Below are 18,969 nucleotides of genomic sequence, written 5' to 3' on the forward strand. Positions count from 1 at the left end.
TTGAATTAACTATTTACGCCCATGGCGTATAAAATAATGTTGACACCAAATTTAGTATTATCTTCGGCTAAAAAACGTTTATTTCTAAAATCATAATCCCATTCACAACCATAATCTTTATTACTGTATAAAACGCCAATCCGGTTATTAATGGTAATAGCTTTTAAATAATCATGTACCAAATCATCTCCCCAACCATTAAGCTCGAAAGATGTTGTTGGTGGGCCTTTCTCAAACTTAAAAAACGAATTATAAATTGGATGGTTATTTGGAATTTTCTTCAATGCTGAAGCGCCAAATAAATTAGTCATCTGTGTTTCAAAAGAACGAGCAAATAAACCATCAATATCATGGTTGCAATCATCAACAAAAATAAAACCACCGTTTTTAACGTATGCTTTAAAATTTGCCGCTTCTTGCTGGTTAAACTGAACCAATTTATGCCCGCTCATATAGCAAAATGGATATTTAAATAAATCCATACTGCCCAGTTCAACAATTTTTTCTTCCTCTTCTAACGGAATTGTAGTATACTCTAATAATGAATTTAATATATTTGATGGCATACGCTGGTCAGTGTCCCAATCTCCGGAATTATATTTCAACCTCGCAAATGTAAATTTAGATCTTTGCATCGCCCTAAATTAGCTTCAATTTTCTTTAATTCAGGTTTTTGGGCAGATAATCTTGTAAATTTTTTGATATTCTTTTGGTAAGGATTAAAATTATGTGCCATAATGCGCTATATTGACGCTCATTATTCACGCAGACTAAAAAAAATCGTTTTGGACCGTTCAGAAACTAACTTAAAATTATTGATTGGCAAAATCTCTCAATTAAAAAGCGAAATACAAAAAATAATTGTTGGTCAGGATGTAATTATCGAAGAAATGCTTATTGCATTAATGGCCGGCGGACACTGCCTTTTAGAAGGCGTACCAGGCTTGGCTAAAACTTTAATGGTTAAAACCATGTCCCAAGCACTCGATTTATCCTTTAGAAGAATACAGTTTACACCCGATTTAATGCCCACAGATATTGTTGGAACTGAAATTTTAGAGGAAGACCATGTTACAGGGAAACGTTTTTTTAAGTTTAACAAGGGACCATTATTTGCCAATATTGTTTTAGCAGATGAAGTAAACAGAACACCACCAAAAACCCAATCGGCGCTTTTAGAAGCAATGCAAGAATTTGAAGTTACTTACGGCGGACAAACTTATCCTTTAGATAGACCATTTTTTATACTTGCAACGCAAAACCCTATCGAACAAGCGGGAACATACCCGCTTCCGGAGGCGCAATTGGATAGATTTTTACTTTACATTAAAATAGGTTACCCAACCGCAACAGAAGAAGCAAAAATTTTAAGCAGCACTACGGGTGCTAAAAAAGTAACCATTAACCCTATTATTGGTGCTGAAGAAATTAAAGAATTGCAGGCAATTACCCGAGAAGTAAGTATCAGCGATGATTTAATAACGTATGTGAGTGATATTATTCGTGCCACCAGACCAGATACAACTACAGTTCCTTTTGTTAAAGAATGGGTACGTTGGGGTGCCGGGCCACGTGCCGGGCAAGCATTAATTTTAACGGCAAAGGCCAGAGCCTTATTTTATGGTCGCTATGCGGTAATAACCGAAGATTTGCAAACCATGGCTTACCCGGTTTTACGCCACAGAATTTTAATGAATTTTAAAGCAGAAGCCGAAAATGTTTCATCAGATAAGGTAACAGACGAATTATTAAAAGCAATCTCTAAGCCGAAAGCAAATATTTAATGAGCAGACTTTTAAATCCGAAAGTATTAATGGCAATTAAGGACCTGAATTTGTCGGCAAAAATGACGATTGATGGTTTTATGAGCGGCATTAATAAAAGTACTGTGAAAGGTGCCGGACTAGAGTTTAGCCAATATAGAAGTTACCAACCGGGTGATGATTTACGCTCGTTGGATTGGAAAATGTTTGCCCGTTCGGATAGATATTACATTCGCGAATCGGAAGTTGAAACTAATATTTCTGTGAGAATATTGATTGATGCCAGCGCTTCGATGAACCATAGTGACGGCGACTTCACTAAAATTGAATATGCCCGATATCTTGGCGCTTCCTTGGCCTATCTGTCAAATCTGCAAGGCGATGCAATTGGCTTGTATGTTTTTAAAGACTCGGGAATTTATTCGATGACGCCAAAGCAGGATTATCAACATTTGGCAAGATTATTTTATCAGCTCGAAAGCATAAATCCGGCAGGGAATTTCACCAAGCCGATTCATTACAAGGAACTTTTTGCCGGCACACAAAAGCGTGAATTGTTAATTTTTGTAACCGATTTCTATCAGGCTGATGGTGAAATTTTAAACCTTTTAGAAACGCTGAATACACTTAGGCACGAAATTGTGGTTTTCCATCTTTTAGCAAAAAATGAAATTGACTTAGATTTTAAAGGTTATACAACTTTTGAAGATTTAGAAACCGGGCAAACCATACAAATTGATCAGGCAAAAGCCAGGCAGGAATATAGAACTAAACTTAATGCACACCTCGAAGACATCAGAATTAAAATGCTTGATAGAAGAATTTCTTACAGAACGTTATCTACTGAAGAACCCTTAGATGAAGCTTTGAGAGATTTTTTAAAACAAAGAAGTAAACTAAAAATTTAAGTGCAGTTATTTTATCCCATCGGTTTATTGGCGCTTGCAGGTTTAATTATCCCGCTTATTATTCATTTGTGGAATATTAAACAAGGTAAAACATTAAAAATCGGCAGCATTTCTCTCCTTGGAGAAAGCTCTCGGGCAAGTTCAAAAAGCTTTAAAATAACAGATTGGCTATTATTTTTACTTCGATGCTTGCTTATCATATTAATTAGCTTTTGCATTGCGCAACCTTACATCACCAGGAAAGTTAATACAAAAGAAAAAGGCGGTTGGATTTTGATAGATAAAGCAAATTTTAAATCTGTATATCAATCCAATAGAAAAACTATAGATTCTTTATTAAAAATCAGATATGAGATTCACGATTTTAATTTTGGCTTTATACCTTTATCCGTAAAAGATACGGCTAATACCGAAAAAGCTAATGTAGAAAGCTTAAACTTTACAAGCCTTTTTAACCTGTTAACCACGATTTTACCTTCAGGTACAAATATCTATATCTATCAAAATACAAAGCAAAATAACTTCGGTGATAATTTACCAGAAACAAAATTTAACATTAACTGGAATGTTTTGAATGATGGAGATTCAGTTAAAACATGGATAACAGATTTTGCAGGCAAAAAACTTAGAGCTACTTCAACCCCAAAACAAACCATATACGAAGCTGTAAATAATCAAAATTTAGCACCTATATATGTTGCCATTTATGAGGATAAAAGCATTAACGACAGCAAATATTTAGTTGCAGCATTAAATGCAATTGCCCAATTTACTAAGCGGAAAATTATCATAAATACAGGCGAAAAAGCAAATCAGATTGGCTTTTGGCTCTCAGAAAAATCTGTTTCAAGTGATTTCAAATCATCAATAATAAAGGACGGAGTACTATTCAAATATGCTGCAAGCAAAGCTGTAAATCATCATTCTTTTATCAATATTGAAGGAAAACAAATTCCACTGTCAAAATATATCGACTCTAAAAATCAATTTGAAAACTTATGGACAGATGGTTTTGGCAATCCGATTTTGTCAAAAGAAGAACATAAAAATCTTAAGGTATTACATTTTTACAGTCGATTTAATCCGCAATGGAATGATTTGGTTTGGAATGAAGCCTATGTAAAAGCTTTAATGCCAATCGTTCTGCAAAATGAAAAACCCGAAAATTTTGGTTTTGAAGCTAATGCCAACGACCAAAGAACTCTGCAAGCAAATCAATTAAATACAAAAAATAATAATTTTAAAGCAAGCGAATCTTCACTTAACATAAACGAATCCGTTTTGAAATATTTTTGGATTGCAGCTTTATTGATTTTTATTGTAGAGAGAATTTTATCATTCAGAAATAAAACAGATTATGCAAAAAACTGAAGGATTAAATTGGCTTCATAACCTCAGAACAAAGTGGATAATGTACCGCCTGCTCCACATTATTGCAATTTCCCTGGCGATTACATTGGTACTAAGTGCCATTGCTGTAAATATTTTGAATTTTTCAATCTGGTCGGCAGCCTTAATATTTCTTTTGATAGGAACTGTGATTTTATTACTAAATCCCGTTTGGAAGAAAAGCGATGATGACATCGCTAGATTTGTAAATTATAAGTATCCAGAAGTTGAAGAAAGCGCAGAATTACTGCTATTAGATGCTAAAGAATTACCAATGCTTCAAAAATTCCAAAGAGATAAGATTGAAGCAATAATACCGTGCCTGGAAAACCCAAAAGAAATCCAGGGCAAAATTTATATTTCAGGCTTAATCCTATTCATCGCATTATTTATCAGCTATGGTATTAGCAAAATCCCGGCAATAAAACATAACAAAAACCAGCCTACTGAAGCGCAAAACCTAATACCAGCTATTAAAGAGAACATTTTACCAGAAATTGCCGATTTTAACTTAACCATCTTGCCTCCTGCTTACACGCAAAAAGCTTCGAGAAAACAGAAAATTTTTTCGATTAAATTAGAAGATGGCGCAAAAGTAAACTGGCAAATTGAAACCAATGTTGCGGCAAAAAAATTGAGTTTTATTTTTAATGATAAAGAAATCATCAATCTTAAACCTAAAAACAATGCAAAGAGGGATTGGGAATTTTCTAAAACAATCAATAAAGCAGGTTTTTACCAGGTAGTTGTGGATGGAAAAAAATCAGACCTATATCAGATAGAATTAATAGCCGATTTACCGGTTTCAATAAAAATTACCCAACCAAAACAACACACAACAATTGACATTGGCCAACCGCAAAAATTCACTTTAAAGGCAAATTTAAATGATGATTATGGCATAAAGGACGCATTTATTTCGGCAACAATGGCAAGTGGCAAGGGTGAAGGTGTAAGTTTTACGGAGAAAAGACTTTCGTTCGATACAAATTTTGGTAACCGGAAAAATGTTTCGCTAACTAAACTTTTTGATTTAAAATCTTTGGGTATGAAACCCGGTGATGAACTTTATTTTTTCATCAAAGCAATGGATAATCATGGTCAATCTAGCCGATCGGATGTTTATTTTGTTTCTATTGTGGATACCACAGAATTAATGAGCCTTTCTGGAATGACGAATGGCGTTAACCTTGTGCCAGAATATTTTAGAAGTCAGCGGCAGATTATTATTGACACCGAAAAGCTACTTAAAGAACAATCTTCTATTCCTGCTGAAGCGTTTAAAACCAGAGCAAATAATTTAGGTATCGACCAAAAACTATTGCGTTTACGATACGGGCAATTTTTAGGGGAAGAAAATGAAACCGAAATTGGTGGCGACCATGACGACCACGATGAGCATGTGGAACACAAAGGCGAAGAAGAAAAATTTGGCGATGTAACGGCCATAATGGACAAATATGCACATAAACATGATATTGCAGAAGATGCAACATTTTTCGAACCTGAAATGAAGGCACAACTAAAAGCCGTTTTAACCGAAATGTGGAATTCAGAATTGCGCTTGCGGACTTATAAACCTCAGGAAGCCTTGCCTTACGAATACAAAGCTTTAAGATTATTGAAAGATTTGCAACAAAAATCCAGAGCTTATGTTGCCAAAACAACCGTTAAAACAGCCTCATTAAAACCAGAAAAAAGATTGAGTGGCGAATTGGATAAAATCCTTCAACCTGTTCAAAAAATGAATTTTGAGCAAAAAGAATTGCGAATTAAACATTTAAAAAATGCACTCTCCATTTTAGAAAGTAAAAGAAATGGTGAAAAATTGAGTGAGGATGAAAGATTCAAACTAACGGAAACAGAAAAGTATATGATTGTAGCCGCAGCAGAGAATCCGGCCTCTTTTTTAAATGCCTTAACCAGTTTAAGAAGATTATCTGCGGCTAAAAAGGTTGTAGTAAGAGATATTGATGTTGCCCAATCAGCCATCCAAAAAATGATAAAAGCCGAACCTGCAAAACCGCAATACAAAACCACTTTGCCTGCATCAACATTGTATCAAAGCTATTTTAATAACCTAAATAAATCGGGCCGATAACATGGATTTTAAGCTAATAGCCATTATAATTTGCTCAATATTGCTTGTTTTTTTACTATTTAAAGAATTTAGCAGAAATGATAAGGCAAGATTAATATGGCGGATTTTAGCCAGCATATTTTCTGTAGCCTCGCTCCTATTTCTTCTTATTCCGCTACAATACAAAACTTCAGCGAAGCAAAATTTAAATGAGATAAACTTAATAACTGAAGGCACAGAACCTGATTCAGCCTTAAAAATTAAATCAGCTAAATACAGTTTAAAAAATACCGAAGCTACCGAGCTAAAACACGGCAAAACCATTCAAATACCAGATTTATTTTATTTTCTCAAAGAACATCCAGAGGTAAATAAGATAAATATTTATGGCTACGGCTTAAGTTTAAATGAATTAGAAAAGCTAAAGGATTTCCAGCTAAATTTTCACCCTTCAAATAATATTACTGGAATAATTGATGCAAACTGGCCTAACGAAATCAAAACAACAGCGCAGTTTTTGCTTCAGGGAATTTACAAAAACACAGAAAGCAATACAATTAAACTTTTACTTAATGGCTTAGGAAAGTCTATCGATTCGGTTAACATTAAACCAAATGAAACGGTTAATTTTTCTTTCAAAACGCAGCCGAAACAAATTGGAAAAGCCGTTTTTAAGTTAATTGCTTTAAACGGAAAAGATACCATTTCCAATGAGCCTGTTCCATTTATCGTAAATGAGCAGGCAGCAATGAAGGTTTTAATCCTTTCCTCATTCCCGGATTTTGAATATAAATTTCTCAAAAAATGGCTATTTGATAATCAATACCCGCTTGCTTACAGGAGCAAGATTAGCAAGGATAAATACACAACAGATTTTTTAAACTTAAGTAACGTAAACCTTAATAGCATAAACCAAGCAGCTTTAAAGCAATTTGATGTTTTAATTATTGATGAAGATGAAATCAGTTCGCTTTCAGGCGCTGAAAAATCAACTATGCAAACAGCTATGAATAATGGTTTGGGTGTAATTATCAGAATTGCAAATCCAAAATCTTCAGGTTTTATTAGTGATAAATTTTCGAGGTTTGAAGTGCCTTTGCAAAAAGATAAAGGCTTGATACCCATAATTAAAGATGATGCAAAAAAGTTTAACAAATTACCATACGACCAAAGGCTTTTCCTGAAAGCTTCGGAAAATAACCAAACCATAGTAATTGATAATAATGCAAAGATATTGGTGACAAGCAAATTAAATGGTTTAGGAAAATTGACGGCCAGTACATTGTCTTCTACCTACAACTGGATGCTTGCCGGAAATGAAGCAGATTATTCGGCCTATTGGTCGGCTTTGTTATCTAAAACTGCTCGTAAAAAGGCTAAGAATTTAGCTTTTAAGGTTTTGCCTAAAATTCCTGTAGTTAATCATCGTACAAATTTTGTTATTGATTTAGCCCAAAATAATAAAGTACCAACAATAAAGATGAATGGCTTAGTACTTGCACCACGCCAAAATATGGAATTACCTTTTCAATGGGATGTTACTAATTGGCCGAAAACACAAGGTTGGAATACATTAAATATTAATCAAACTACAGCATCTGTTTATATTTATGCTAAACAAAACTGGCAAACTTTAAGAAATTACTCCTTAATCAAACAAAATGAAAGATTTGTTCAGAACAACCTCAAACAATTATCTAAGGCGAAAATTTCTGAACAAATAACGGTTAATGAAGTATCCAAATGGTGGATTTTTATAACATTCATCCTGTCAACCGGGTTTTTATGGTTCGAATCGAGGGTTTTAAGAAAAAATTAGCGATTGAAACTAAAATGTTATACATAAAATAGTCAAAAAAGTGCATTAATGGCTATATTGGTATCGTAATCAACTAAACTGAACCAATTGAAAAGAAAAGATTTCCTCTATTTATCCGGAATGGGTATGGGTGCACTATTGCTTCCCGATCTTTCCGCATTTGGAACACCAATCGATCCGCTCCAGGCGCTTGATGGTGTTGATGTAAAGATTAAAAAAGAATTAGCCGATGTGGCCCTTAATGCCGCCAAATCCAAAGGCGCAACTTATGCTGATATTCGCATTGGCCGTTACTTAAACCAGTTTGTCGCCACCCGCGAAAAGCGTGTACAAGGTGTAGCCAACACCGAATCTTTCGGCGTTGGTATTCGCGTACTGGCAAATGGATGCTGGGGTTTTGCTGCAACAAACAATGTAACTAAAGATGCAATTGCTAAAGCCGCCGAACAAGCGGTTGCCGTAGCTAAAGCCAATGCAAAAATTCAAGGCGAACCTGTACAACTTGCACCTCAAAAAGGTTATGGCGAGGTGAGCTGGAAAACGCCAATAGAAATTAATGCCTTTGAAGTGCCCGTTAAAGAAAAAGTAGATCTACTTTTAAACGTTAACGATGTGGCCATGCAAAATGGTGCAAATTTTGTAAACTCTGTAATTTTTGCTGTAAATGAGCAAAAGTATTTTGCATCAACCGATGGTTCTTACATAGACCAGGATGTACACCGAATTTACCCGAACTTTAATGTGACTAGAATTGATAGAGCTTCCGGACAATTCAAAACCCGAAACTCTTTAAGTTCGCCAATGGGTAAAGGCTATGAGTATATGCATGCTCGCCCTGAAGATAAAGTTAGTGGCGTTGTAACCCGTTACAAAGGTCGTTACGATATGCTTGAAGATGTTAAAGAAGCGGCTCGTGTTGCTTCTGAGAAAATCAAAGCAAAATCTGTAGAACCAGGCAAATACGATTTGGTTTTAGACCCTTCTCACCTTTGGTTAACCATCCACGAATCTGTAGGGCACCCAACTGAATTAGATAGAGTTTTAGGTTATGAAGCAAACTACGCTGGCACGAGTTTCTTAACGCTTGATAAATGGGAATCTAAAAAATTCAAATTTGGTAGCGATAAGGTAAATATTGTGGCTGATAAAACACAGGTTGGCTCTTTAGGTGCCGTGGGTTATGATGATGAAGGTGTAAAATGCAAGAAATGGGATTTGATTAAAGACGGTACGCTGGTAAGTTACCAGGCTATTCGAGATCAGGCTCATATCATTGGTTTAACTGAATCAAATGGTTGTTGCTACTCTCAAGGTTGGGATGATGTTCAGTTTCAGCGTATGCCAAATGTTTCGCTTCAGCCAGGTAAAGAAAAACTTTCGGTTGATGACATGATTAAAAATGTTGAAAAAGGCATTTACATCATTGGCGATGGCAGTTTCTCTATAGACCAGCAACGGTATAACTTCCAGTTTGGCGGACAAATTTTCTACGAAATTAAAGAAGGAAAAATTGTTGGCATGTTAAACGATGTTGCTTACCAGGCAAATACTCAAGAGTTTTGGAACTCTTGTAACGCAATTTGCGATGAAAGTGATTATCGTTTAGGTGGTTCATTTAACGATGGAAAAGGACAACCGAGCCAGAGTAGTGCAGTTTCTCACGGAAGCTCAACCACAAGATTTAATGGAGTTAATGTTATCAATACAGCAAGAAAAATATAATTATGGCCATATTAAGTAAAGAAGAAGTCCAGGCGATATTAAAAAAAGTAATCGGTTTCTCTAAAGCCGAATTTTGCGAGGTAAGCTTAAGGGGCAATGATGGCGGAAACATTCGTTATGCCCGTAATGCAGTTTCAACCGCCGGACAAATCAGTACCATGAGTTTAGGCGTAAGCTCAACTTTTGGAAAGAAAACAGGCTCAGCATCTATAAATGAATTTGATGATGCATCCTTACAAAAAGTAGTTAAGCGAGCTGAAGAATTAGCAATGCTTGCGCCAGAAAACCCTGAGTTTATGCCACTTTTAGGTCCGCAAACATTTGCAGAATCTAAAACCTACAATGCCAATACGGCTGCAATTACGCCAGATACAAGAGCAGAAATGGTGGGCAAAAGCTTAAGCGTTTCAAAAGCCGCTGGCTTAGATGCTGCAGGTTTCTTAGAAAACTCTACCAGCTTCACTGCAATAATGAACTCTAAAGGTTTGTTTGCATATAACAAAGGTACAAGCGTTTCCTTCTCCGTTACAGTTAGAAATAAACAAGGAACGGGTTCGGGTTATGTTGAGCAGGAGTTTAACGACCTCGCTAAAATGGATACACTTGCATTAAGCAAAATTGCTGCAAGTAAAGCCAATGGTTCTGCTGGTGCTAAAGCCATTGAACCGGGAAAATATACTGTTATTTTAGAACCCCTTGCTGCAAGCGATATGCTTGGTAATATGTTTAGAGGTTTTGATGCCCGCAGTGCGGATGAAGGCAGAAGTTTTATGAGCAAAAAAGGTGGTGGTACGCGTTTAGGCGAACAACTTTTCTCAGAAAATGTAAATATTTATTCAGATCCATTAAATCCTGAGTTGCCATCTTCAACCTGGAGTGGCGATGGTATACCGTTAAAAAGAACACAATGGGTAGAAAAAGGTGTTGTTAAAAACCTTTCTTATTCAAGATATTGGGCTGCTCAAAAAAATGTACAACCTTTACCTTTCAGTCGTAGCATTGTTATGGAAGGTGGTACACAATCTCTCGAAGATTTAATTAAAAGCACTGAGAAAGGTATTTTAGTAACCCGATTCTGGTATATACGTTCTGTAGACCCACAAACGTTATTATTAACCGGTTTAACCCGTGATGGTACTTTTTACATTGAAAATGGCGAGATTAAATTCCCGATTAAGAACTTCAGATTTAATGAAAGCCCGGTAATTATGCTTAACAATGTTGAAGCATTAGGCAAACCAGTAAGAACTGGAAGTGGTTTAATCCCACCGATGAAAATCCGTGATTTTACTTTTACATCTTTATCTGATGCGGTTTAATCATATTATTTAATTCGTTGTTGCGAAGGAAATCAGTTTCCAACCAAAACCAATATTAAATTGGTCGTCATTGAGAGTCATGATTTGAGCGAGCCGAAGCAATCTGATTTGTGTAAGAAGAGATTGCTTCGTGCCTCGCAATGACGATAGTAAGAAAAGTATCAATTATCTCTCCATACTGCTGCGCTCAGTCGAGATGACGTCTATAGCGAACGAATCAGAATTGCTCTGTACCTAGCAATGACGAGATTATAATCAGATATCAAAACCCATAAAAAACATTACAATTGAGAAGAAGAGATTTTTTATACATGACTGGTGTAGGTGTCGGCACAACCATACTACCCAATTTATCTGCCTTTGGTAAAATCATTTCTGTGGAGGAAGCCTTAACACCCGTTGATGTTGCCTTGAAAAAGAAAATGGCCGATGTTGCGTTAAATGCTGCCAAAAGCAAAGGCGCAACTTATGCCGATGTTCGCATTGGCAGATATTTAAACCAGGTTGTTGCAACTCGCGAAACCAGGGTAGAAAACATTTCAAATTCAGAATCTTATGGTTTGGGTGTTCGGGTTATCGCAAATGGAAGCTGGGGCTTTGCTGCCACAAATAATTTAGATAATACAAGCATTGCCAAAGCGGCCGAGGCTGCAGTGGCAATTGCAAAAGGCAATTCAAAGTTAATGGAAGAACCCGTGCAGTTGGCGGCTCAGCGAGGATTTGGAGAGGTAAGCTGGAAAACGCCAATCGAAATTAACGCTTTTGAAGTGCCTATAAAAGACAAGGTAGATTTACTTTTAAACGTTAACAACGAAGCTTTAAAAGGTGGTGCAAAATTCATCAACTCAAATCTTTTTATGATAAATGAGCAAAAGTATTTTGCTTCTACAGATGGCTCTTACATCGACCAGGATATTCATCGCATTTGGCCAACCTTTACCCTAACAAAAACAGATGCGGCAAGCGGAAAATTTGAAACCCGAAATGCTTTAAGCGCACCAATGGGAATGGGATTTGAATATCTCAAACCAAAAGATGAAGAGAAAATTAAAGGCGGCCCGGTAACGATGTACAAAAAACGTTACGATATTTTGGAAGATGTTCGCGAAGCTGCAGTGCATGTTGATGAAAAGCTTAAAGCAAAACCAGTTGCCCCCGGAAAATACGATTTGGTTTTAGACCCTTCTCACTTATTTTTAACCATACACGAATCCGTTGGACACCCGACTGAATTGGATCGCGTTTTAGGTTATGAAGCAAACTACGCTGGCACGAGTTTCCTTACGCTTGATAAATGGGAATCGAAAAAATTCAACTTTGGTAGTAAAGAGGTAAATATCCTGGCGGATAAAACTGAAACTGGCTCATTAGGTGCTGTTGGTTACGATGATGAAGGCGTAAAATGTGGTAATTGGGATATTATTAAGGATGGAATTTTGGTAAACTATCAAACCATTCGAGACCAGGCCCATATCCTTGGACTTAAAGAATCGCAAGGTTGTTGCTATGCAGATAGTTGGGATAGCATTCAGTTTCAAAGAATGCCAAATGTTTCATTAGCACCTGGAAATGCGGCATTAAGTGCGGCAGATATGGTCAAGAATGTGGAGAAAGGCATTTATATGTTCGGTAGAAACTCTTATTCTATTGACCAGCAACGTTATAACTTTCAGTTCAGTGCCCAGTTAGCTTACGAGATTAAAGAAGGTAAAATTGTTGGCATGCTAAAAGATGCCGCTTATCAGGCAAATACTCAGGAATTCTGGAATTCTTGTGTGCAACGTTGCGATAAAAATGATTACCGTTTAGGTGGAACTTTTTCTGATGGAAAAGGACAACCCGGACAAGCAAGTGCCGTTTCTCATGGCAGCCCTACAACTCGCTTTAATGGTGTTAACGTAATTAACACAGGCAGAAGATTGGGTTAAAAAAAATAATCAATCGTTATAAATTGGCGGTTGATTATTTTTTCTCAGAACAAAATATGCCCTTACAACTTCAATATGTATAAATACTTACATTTTCAATAATGTAATGCTTCATAATTCTCCAAGTTTTTAAAGGTTAACACCAATACTATTTGGAAATAAGGTTATTAGCGCCTACTTTCGTTAATCATACTAACATTTTTTTTATCATCTCACTACAATCATCCCAGAGTTAATGAGAAAATTTTTCGGATTTATTGGGTTTTCTCTGTCTATATGGTCAATGATATTGTCATGTAATTACACATCCAATTCTAACTCTGATAATGCAAAAACTGTAGATAAATTAATTGACTCTGCAAACGTTTTGGTGGAGAGAGATAGTTTATCACAAGCAGTTTTTTATCTTGATTCTGCATTTAATAAGATACCAAAACCCGGTATTGGCGATATCTGGAAAACTTATTACTTTAAATACAGACGATATTATTGGAAAGGTAGAGACGAAAAGGACAATGAAATACTTCAGAAATCTATGCTGTATGCGGATAGCATGCAGAATCTAATCATCGAAAATAATGCATCAGATAAATATCGAAACGAATTAAGCATTGCCTATTTCTCAAAAGGAGATATTTTATTAGAGCAAAAAAAATATAGAGAAGCCTATCAGTTTTATCATTCAGGCAAATTATTAACGAATGATAAAGGAAATACCTGTTCAAACGGGCGCATTAACAGCCGATTGGCAAATTTAAATTTCCTTCAGGAAAATTATCACGTTGCCGCAGCCTATTTTATGCAGGTTTACCGCAATAATTTAGATTGCGACCTTGATGAAAAAAAATTCGGCGAAATTCAAGGTGCTTTAAATAATGCTGGTGCGAGTTATTTAAAGGTTGAAATGACTGATAGTGCCATGTATTGCTTTAAAAATTCGCTAGCATTTGTAGAGCGGAATGAGCAACAATTTCCAAATCTTAAAAACTTTGTTGCATCAGCTAAAGGCGTAATCTATCAATCTATTGGAGAAGTATATTTAGATAGCGGAAATTATGACCAGGCTGCATTTAACTTTGAGAAAAGTTTTTATTTCAACAGCTTACATAAACAGGGTACTAGAAGCGCCCAAAGTACGGCAATTAAGCTCGCCAGATTAAATTTAGCTTTAGGAAATTATACTCAATACAACAACTACCTTGGCCAAGCCAAAGGTTTATTAAAATCAACACCCGATTTAGAAAACAATGCCGCGTTAACCAAATTAGAGATTAATTATTTTAATCAAATTAGAGATTATAAAAGTGCATCGACCTTACAAAAGCTATATTCAACCTTAAATAATAAAATAGTTGAACAGAAAAGAAACCTTAGTAAATTTGACGTTGGTCGGGAATTTTACAATCTGCAAAAAGACTATGAGTTAAGCTTATTAAAAAAGGAGAGCCAATTAAGGCAATTGTACCTAATCATAGCGGCAATCTTCACCATACTGCTTTTCTTTATTGTTTACCAACTGTGGCGAAATTGGTCGAAAAGTAAAAGCATTAATAAGCAATTATCAATGTTGAATAATCAGATTACGCAACAAAATCTTAATCTGCAGGAAACATTAATGGCTTTAGAAAAAAGCGATGGCGAAAATAAAAAAGTGATGAAAGTTATTGCCCATGATTTACGCAGCCCGATAGGTGCTATTGTGAGTTTGGCTGGGTTAATGGAAGATGACGATGAACTTGCCGAAAACGACAAATACAATATCGGTTTAATTAAAGCTTCGGCAACCAGCTCTGTAAAATTTATAAACGAACTATTAAATAAAAATAATGGCAAAAAAGAAATTGAGAAAGAATTGGTAGAATTGGATGCATTGTTAAAATATTGTATCAGTTTAATAAAGTTTAAAGCGGAAGAAAAAAAACAAAACATCACGTTAAGAAGTAGTCCTGTTGTTATTAGAATAAACCGCGAACAGATTTGGCGAGTGGTGAGCAATCTGATTACAAATGCAATAAAATTTAGTAAGCCCAATAGTGTAATTAGCCTAACTTTAAAGCAATTAAATGAAACCATACTCATATCTGTAACGGATAAAGGCATTGGCATACCAGAAGATATTAGAGAGAAAATTTTTGGCGGCACCAACGATATAAAACGTGAAGGCACAAGTGGCGAGCAATCTTATGGTTTAGGCTTATTCATCTCAAAACAAATAATAGAGGCACATAATGGCAAAATTTGGTTTGAAAATAACGAAGGAAGTGGAACAACTTTTTTTGTTGAGCTGCCTTTAAATTGACAACCGACTACCGTAAAATTTACTTAACATATAATTTAACTTGTTCTTTTACCTTCCAAAAGCATATCTAAAGCATCTGTTAAGGTACCGGCTTTTTGTACTTCGCCCTCATTTACAAAGTAAATCTCATCAGCATTTTCTATAGTATTAAGTCGGTGCGCAATAATCACTAACGTGGTTTCTTTCGATAATTTATTTAGAATATTACCCAAAAGCTGTTCGGTTATAGTATCGATGTTTGCCGTTGCCTCATCCAAAATAAGCAACTCAGGATTCCGTAAAACAGCCCTCATAAAGGCTATTAACTGTTTCTGACCTAAGCTTATACCATCTGATGCTGAAGAAATTGAAGTATTTAAACCTTCATCAAAAACTGCCAGTATCTCGTTCAAATTTGCATCCTGAATGATTTGTTTTAATGCTTCATCACTTAAATTCTGAAGTTTACTATTCCCGTATAAAATATTATCCTTAACAGTTCCGCTAAACAAAAATGGTTCCTGAAGGATAAAACCTATTTTTTGAGTCCGCTCCACATCCGAGAATGACCTGATATCTCTTCCATCCAACAAAATAGTTCCTTTTGTTGCATCATACAAACGAGAAATCAAAGATGCGGTTGTGGTTTTGCCGCCACCGGTTGGGCCGATTAATGCATAGGTTTTACCTTTATCAAAACGCAAATTCACATTATGCAAAATTTCCTTAGTGCCATCGTAAGAAAAATGAACATTTCTAAATTCTAATAACGCATCTGATGATGTAATGGCATCGCTTTCAATCTGTTTTAAATCACTTTCTAACAACAATATTTGCGAAATTCTATCCCAACTTGCCATAGCAACCTGAAAGCTAGTCCACAAAGCCGCAAGCTGGCGAAGTGGATTGTAAAAACTTGTAGTATAAGCAATATAACTTACGAGTAAACCAAGCGTAAAATTCCCTTTGGAAATTAAGTATATCCCAAAAAGTAAAACGATAAGTTGAGCTGCACTTGCAAACAACCCATAAACCGGAACAAAAATATTATTCGCTAAGCCTGCACCAATCGCAGTTTTGTAATTTTCTTTGTTGGCGTCATCAAACTTCCTTCTAAAATAATCGCGACGATTAAAAGCTATAATCACCTTAAAATTATTTAAACTTTCCTGTATTTCGGCACTTAACTCCCCAACACTTTTAAGGTTTACGGCATTCTTCTTTTTTACCCATGGAGAAAAAATCATTGTAAATGCAACAATTAAAACAGCAGGCAATAATGCAGCAATACCTAATTCGAGATGAATGGATAGCAGAAATATTCCGGCGCCAACCATGGTTACTAAACTGCCGATGAATTGTACAAGCGATTGAGAGAAAAACTGATTCAGTTTATCCGTATCGTTATTTACTCTTGAGATTAAATCACCAGCTTTATTTTGGTTGAAAAAGGAGACAGGCAATGTTTGGAGTTTATTAAAAATAGCATTGCGTAAAGTATAAAGCATTCTTTGCCCAACACTTCCCATCAATTTAGTTTGCAGGTAACCTGTTATCATGGCCACCAAATAAATCGCTAAAAGTATCCCGCCAAATATTAAAACACCATGAAACTGTTTGGTTCTGATGTAGGTATCAATGGTATGACCGATTAATAACGGACCGAGCAAAAGCAAACCAGAATTAAGCATAATGATAACAATGGCCAGCCAAAGATTTCTCTTTTCAGCAGAGATTAAGTTCAGCAATCTTTTTAAAGCCTTAATGGTAGATTGCTTCTCCTGCTTTTTGCTAAGCTGATTAAGATTGTATTTCATAATTGCTGGTGCTCTGTTGTGAATTAAAAATCTGTACGTACTCAGGGCTGGTTTTTAACAAATCCTGGTGGGTGCCTTCGGCAATAATTTCGCCTTGCATAATCAAAATAACTTTATCGTAATGCGTAACAGAGGCAATTTTCTGGGTTACAGAAATTAAAGTTAATGATGGATAATTTTGCTGAATGTTGTTTAAAATACGGGTTTCGGTATTTGTATCAACCCTTGCAGTAAAATCATCAAGTAATAAAATTTTTGGATTGATGGCTAATGCCCTTGCGAGCATAATTCTTTGTTTTTGTCCGCCAGATAAACTGCTACCGCGTTCAGAAACGATGGTGTTTAATTTTTCTGGTAAAGCATCAACAAAATCTTTTAATTCGGCCGTTTGAATTGCTTTTGCTAAAGATTCATCGGTTACGGTATCGCTAAAAGCAATATTTTCCCGAATGCTCATGTTAAAAATAATGCTATCCTGAAATACGAAACCAACCTGCTTGTAAAAATTTTCCTGATTGTAATCGTTAATGATTTTACCATCATAAAATGCATCGCCGTTGCTTGGCGCAATTAAGCCAGTTAAAATGTGTAGCAGTTGAGATTTACCTGCAGCTGTGGGACCAATTATGGCTACTTTAGAACCTGGTCCAACTTTAAATGAAACGTTTTTTAAAACCGGTTTTTGTCCAAAGTTTAGCGAAATATTTTTTGCTTCAACTTCGCCAATTAAATTTTGCGCAATTAAACCCGGATGTTTAATTAATGGAGCATTTAAAACACTTTCAATTCTTTGATAAGAAGCTGTAGCCTGAGCAATCACATTACTCATGAAACCAATAACTAAAATCGGGAAAATTATCATGGTTAAATAACTGCTAAATGCAGCAAATTCACCTAAAGTCATCGAATCCGTTATCACAAAATGACCACCCAATACCAAAATGCTTAAGCCTGATAAATTAGCTGTAAAAACAATAATTGGAATTAATCCTGCAAATAACCTCAATATCGATAAGCCTAAATCGCGGGCTTTGGTATTGGCATCTAAAAACTTATTGTACTCTAACTGCTGTGAATTAATAACACGAATAAGCGCAGAGCCTAAAATACTTTCGCTAATTACTTTGTTTAGCCAATCTATAACCTCCCGACTTTTGGTAAATAAAACTTTAACCTTACTTAAAACAAAGAAAAATGCACCACCAATTATCGGTACTATCACAATAACACATAAAGCAAGTTTCCAATTAATCATTAAAAGTAAAATGCTTGCACCAACAATTAAAAATATTGATGAAGCAATAGAGACGATTGCCTGCGATACAAACATTTTTATAGAATCAGCATCAGCCGTTAAGTTGGTTAATAACCTGGCGGGATTTGCCTCTAAAACGTAAGCGTGATTTTGCCTTGAAATCTGAGCCGAAAGTTTTGTTCTTAAATCTCGGGCAACACGCTCTGATGCATAGGTTTGTACAATGCTTTGTAAATAAGTAAAAATAAAAACCAGCACAATTGCAATCGAAAAATGCGTTAAAATGGTTTCTACATTAAAGGTTTTATTTGAATAAGAATCTATTCCATTTGCAATAATTTTTGGTATTAATAAATTGATGCCATTGCTTAGTAAAGCAAAAAAAATGAGCAAAAAAATTAAACCTTTATAATCTGCCAGAAGACTAAAAACACTCGGTTTTTTAGCTTTTTTGGGTTTGTCCATATAGTTGAATATTGCTCAAATTTAAATCAATTATCTTAATAGGTTGATGTTTAATTTTTTTTTAGCATTTGATTTTACTAACTAACCATTTACAGATTTTTGGTAATACTAAACATGGCAGCTAAAACTTTAGTTTTAAATGAATTTACTGCTAATATGGTCAGATTATCTTTGCCATTTATTTTTTGTTCTTTTTTAAACAAAATCTGATAATCTGCGGCTTATA

At 35.5% G+C, this 18,969-nt stretch carries 12 protein-coding genes; 9 read left to right on the forward strand and 3 right to left on the reverse strand.

The features are described from left to right. Positions 1-5 precede the first annotated feature (5 nt). Positions 6-635, reverse strand: a complete 630-nt coding sequence (locus tag LUA90_RS02105; protein WP_231460008.1) for a DUF4159 domain-containing protein — start codon at positions 633-635, stop codon at positions 6-8. A 150-nt stretch (positions 636-785) separates the two neighbouring features. Between LUA90_RS02105 and LUA90_RS02110 the strand changes: the two genes are divergently transcribed. The 9 genes from LUA90_RS02110 (at position 786) to LUA90_RS02150 (ending at position 15,227) form a co-directional block, all read left to right on the forward strand. Beyond that, the gene (locus tag LUA90_RS02110; RefSeq protein ID WP_231460007.1) at positions 786-1,784 is read left to right on the forward strand and encodes a MoxR family ATPase; all 999 of its coding nucleotides are present in this window, start codon (positions 786-788) and stop codon (positions 1,782-1,784) included. Further along, positions 1,784-2,671 (forward strand): DUF58 domain-containing protein, encoded by an 888-nt coding sequence (locus tag LUA90_RS02115; protein ID WP_231489933.1) that lies wholly within the window; start codon positions 1,784-1,786, stop codon positions 2,669-2,671. Before LUA90_RS02110 ends, LUA90_RS02115 begins: the two co-directional genes overlap by 1 nt. Beyond that, positions 2,672-4,042, forward strand: a complete 1,371-nt coding sequence (locus tag LUA90_RS02120) for a BatA domain-containing protein (protein ID WP_231460005.1) — start codon at positions 2,672-2,674, stop codon at positions 4,040-4,042. After that, positions 4,029-6,161 (forward strand): hypothetical protein, encoded by a 2,133-nt coding sequence (locus LUA90_RS02125; protein ID WP_231460004.1) that lies wholly within the window; start codon positions 4,029-4,031, stop codon positions 6,159-6,161. Before LUA90_RS02120 ends, LUA90_RS02125 begins: the two co-directional genes overlap by 14 nt. Position 6,162: 1 nt before the next feature. Continuing rightward, positions 6,163-7,959, forward strand: a complete 1,797-nt coding sequence (locus tag LUA90_RS02130) for a hypothetical protein (RefSeq protein WP_231460003.1) — start codon at positions 6,163-6,165, stop codon at positions 7,957-7,959. 87 nt (positions 7,960-8,046) lie between these two features. Then, entirely contained in the window at positions 8,047-9,681 is a 1,635-nt protein-coding gene (locus tag LUA90_RS02135; protein ID WP_231460002.1) for a TldD/PmbA family protein, read from the forward strand. Positions 9,682-9,683: 2 nt separating this feature from the next. Further along, entirely contained in the window at positions 9,684-11,000 is a 1,317-nt protein-coding gene (locus tag LUA90_RS02140; protein ID WP_231489934.1) for a TldD/PmbA family protein, read from the forward strand. A gap of 287 nt (positions 11,001-11,287) precedes the next feature. Then, the gene (locus LUA90_RS02145; protein WP_231460000.1) at positions 11,288-12,928 is read left to right on the forward strand and encodes a TldD/PmbA family protein; all 1,641 of its coding nucleotides are present in this window, start codon (positions 11,288-11,290) and stop codon (positions 12,926-12,928) included. Between the two features lie 235 nt (positions 12,929-13,163). Further along, positions 13,164-15,227, forward strand: coding sequence for a HAMP domain-containing sensor histidine kinase (locus LUA90_RS02150; protein WP_231489935.1), 2,064 nt, complete (start codon positions 13,164-13,166; stop codon positions 15,225-15,227). Between the two features lie 35 nt (positions 15,228-15,262). On the opposite strand, the gene LUA90_RS02155 is transcribed toward LUA90_RS02150, so the two are convergent. Both LUA90_RS02155 and LUA90_RS02160 read right to left on the reverse strand, forming a co-directional pair. Next, a complete protein-coding gene (locus LUA90_RS02155; protein WP_231459998.1) occupies positions 15,263-17,023 on the reverse strand; it encodes an ABC transporter ATP-binding protein in 1,761 nt (586 codons plus the stop codon). Continuing rightward, positions 17,007-18,743, reverse strand: a complete 1,737-nt coding sequence (locus tag LUA90_RS02160) for an ABC transporter ATP-binding protein (RefSeq protein WP_231489936.1) — start codon at positions 18,741-18,743, stop codon at positions 17,007-17,009. Before LUA90_RS02160 ends, LUA90_RS02155 begins: the two co-directional genes overlap by 17 nt. Positions 18,744-18,969: the final 226 nt, after the last annotated feature.

Origin of the sequence: Pedobacter sp. Leaf170 (assembly GCF_920984665.1) — a bacterium.
Lineage (GTDB): Bacteria > Bacteroidota > Bacteroidia > Sphingobacteriales > Sphingobacteriaceae > Pedobacter.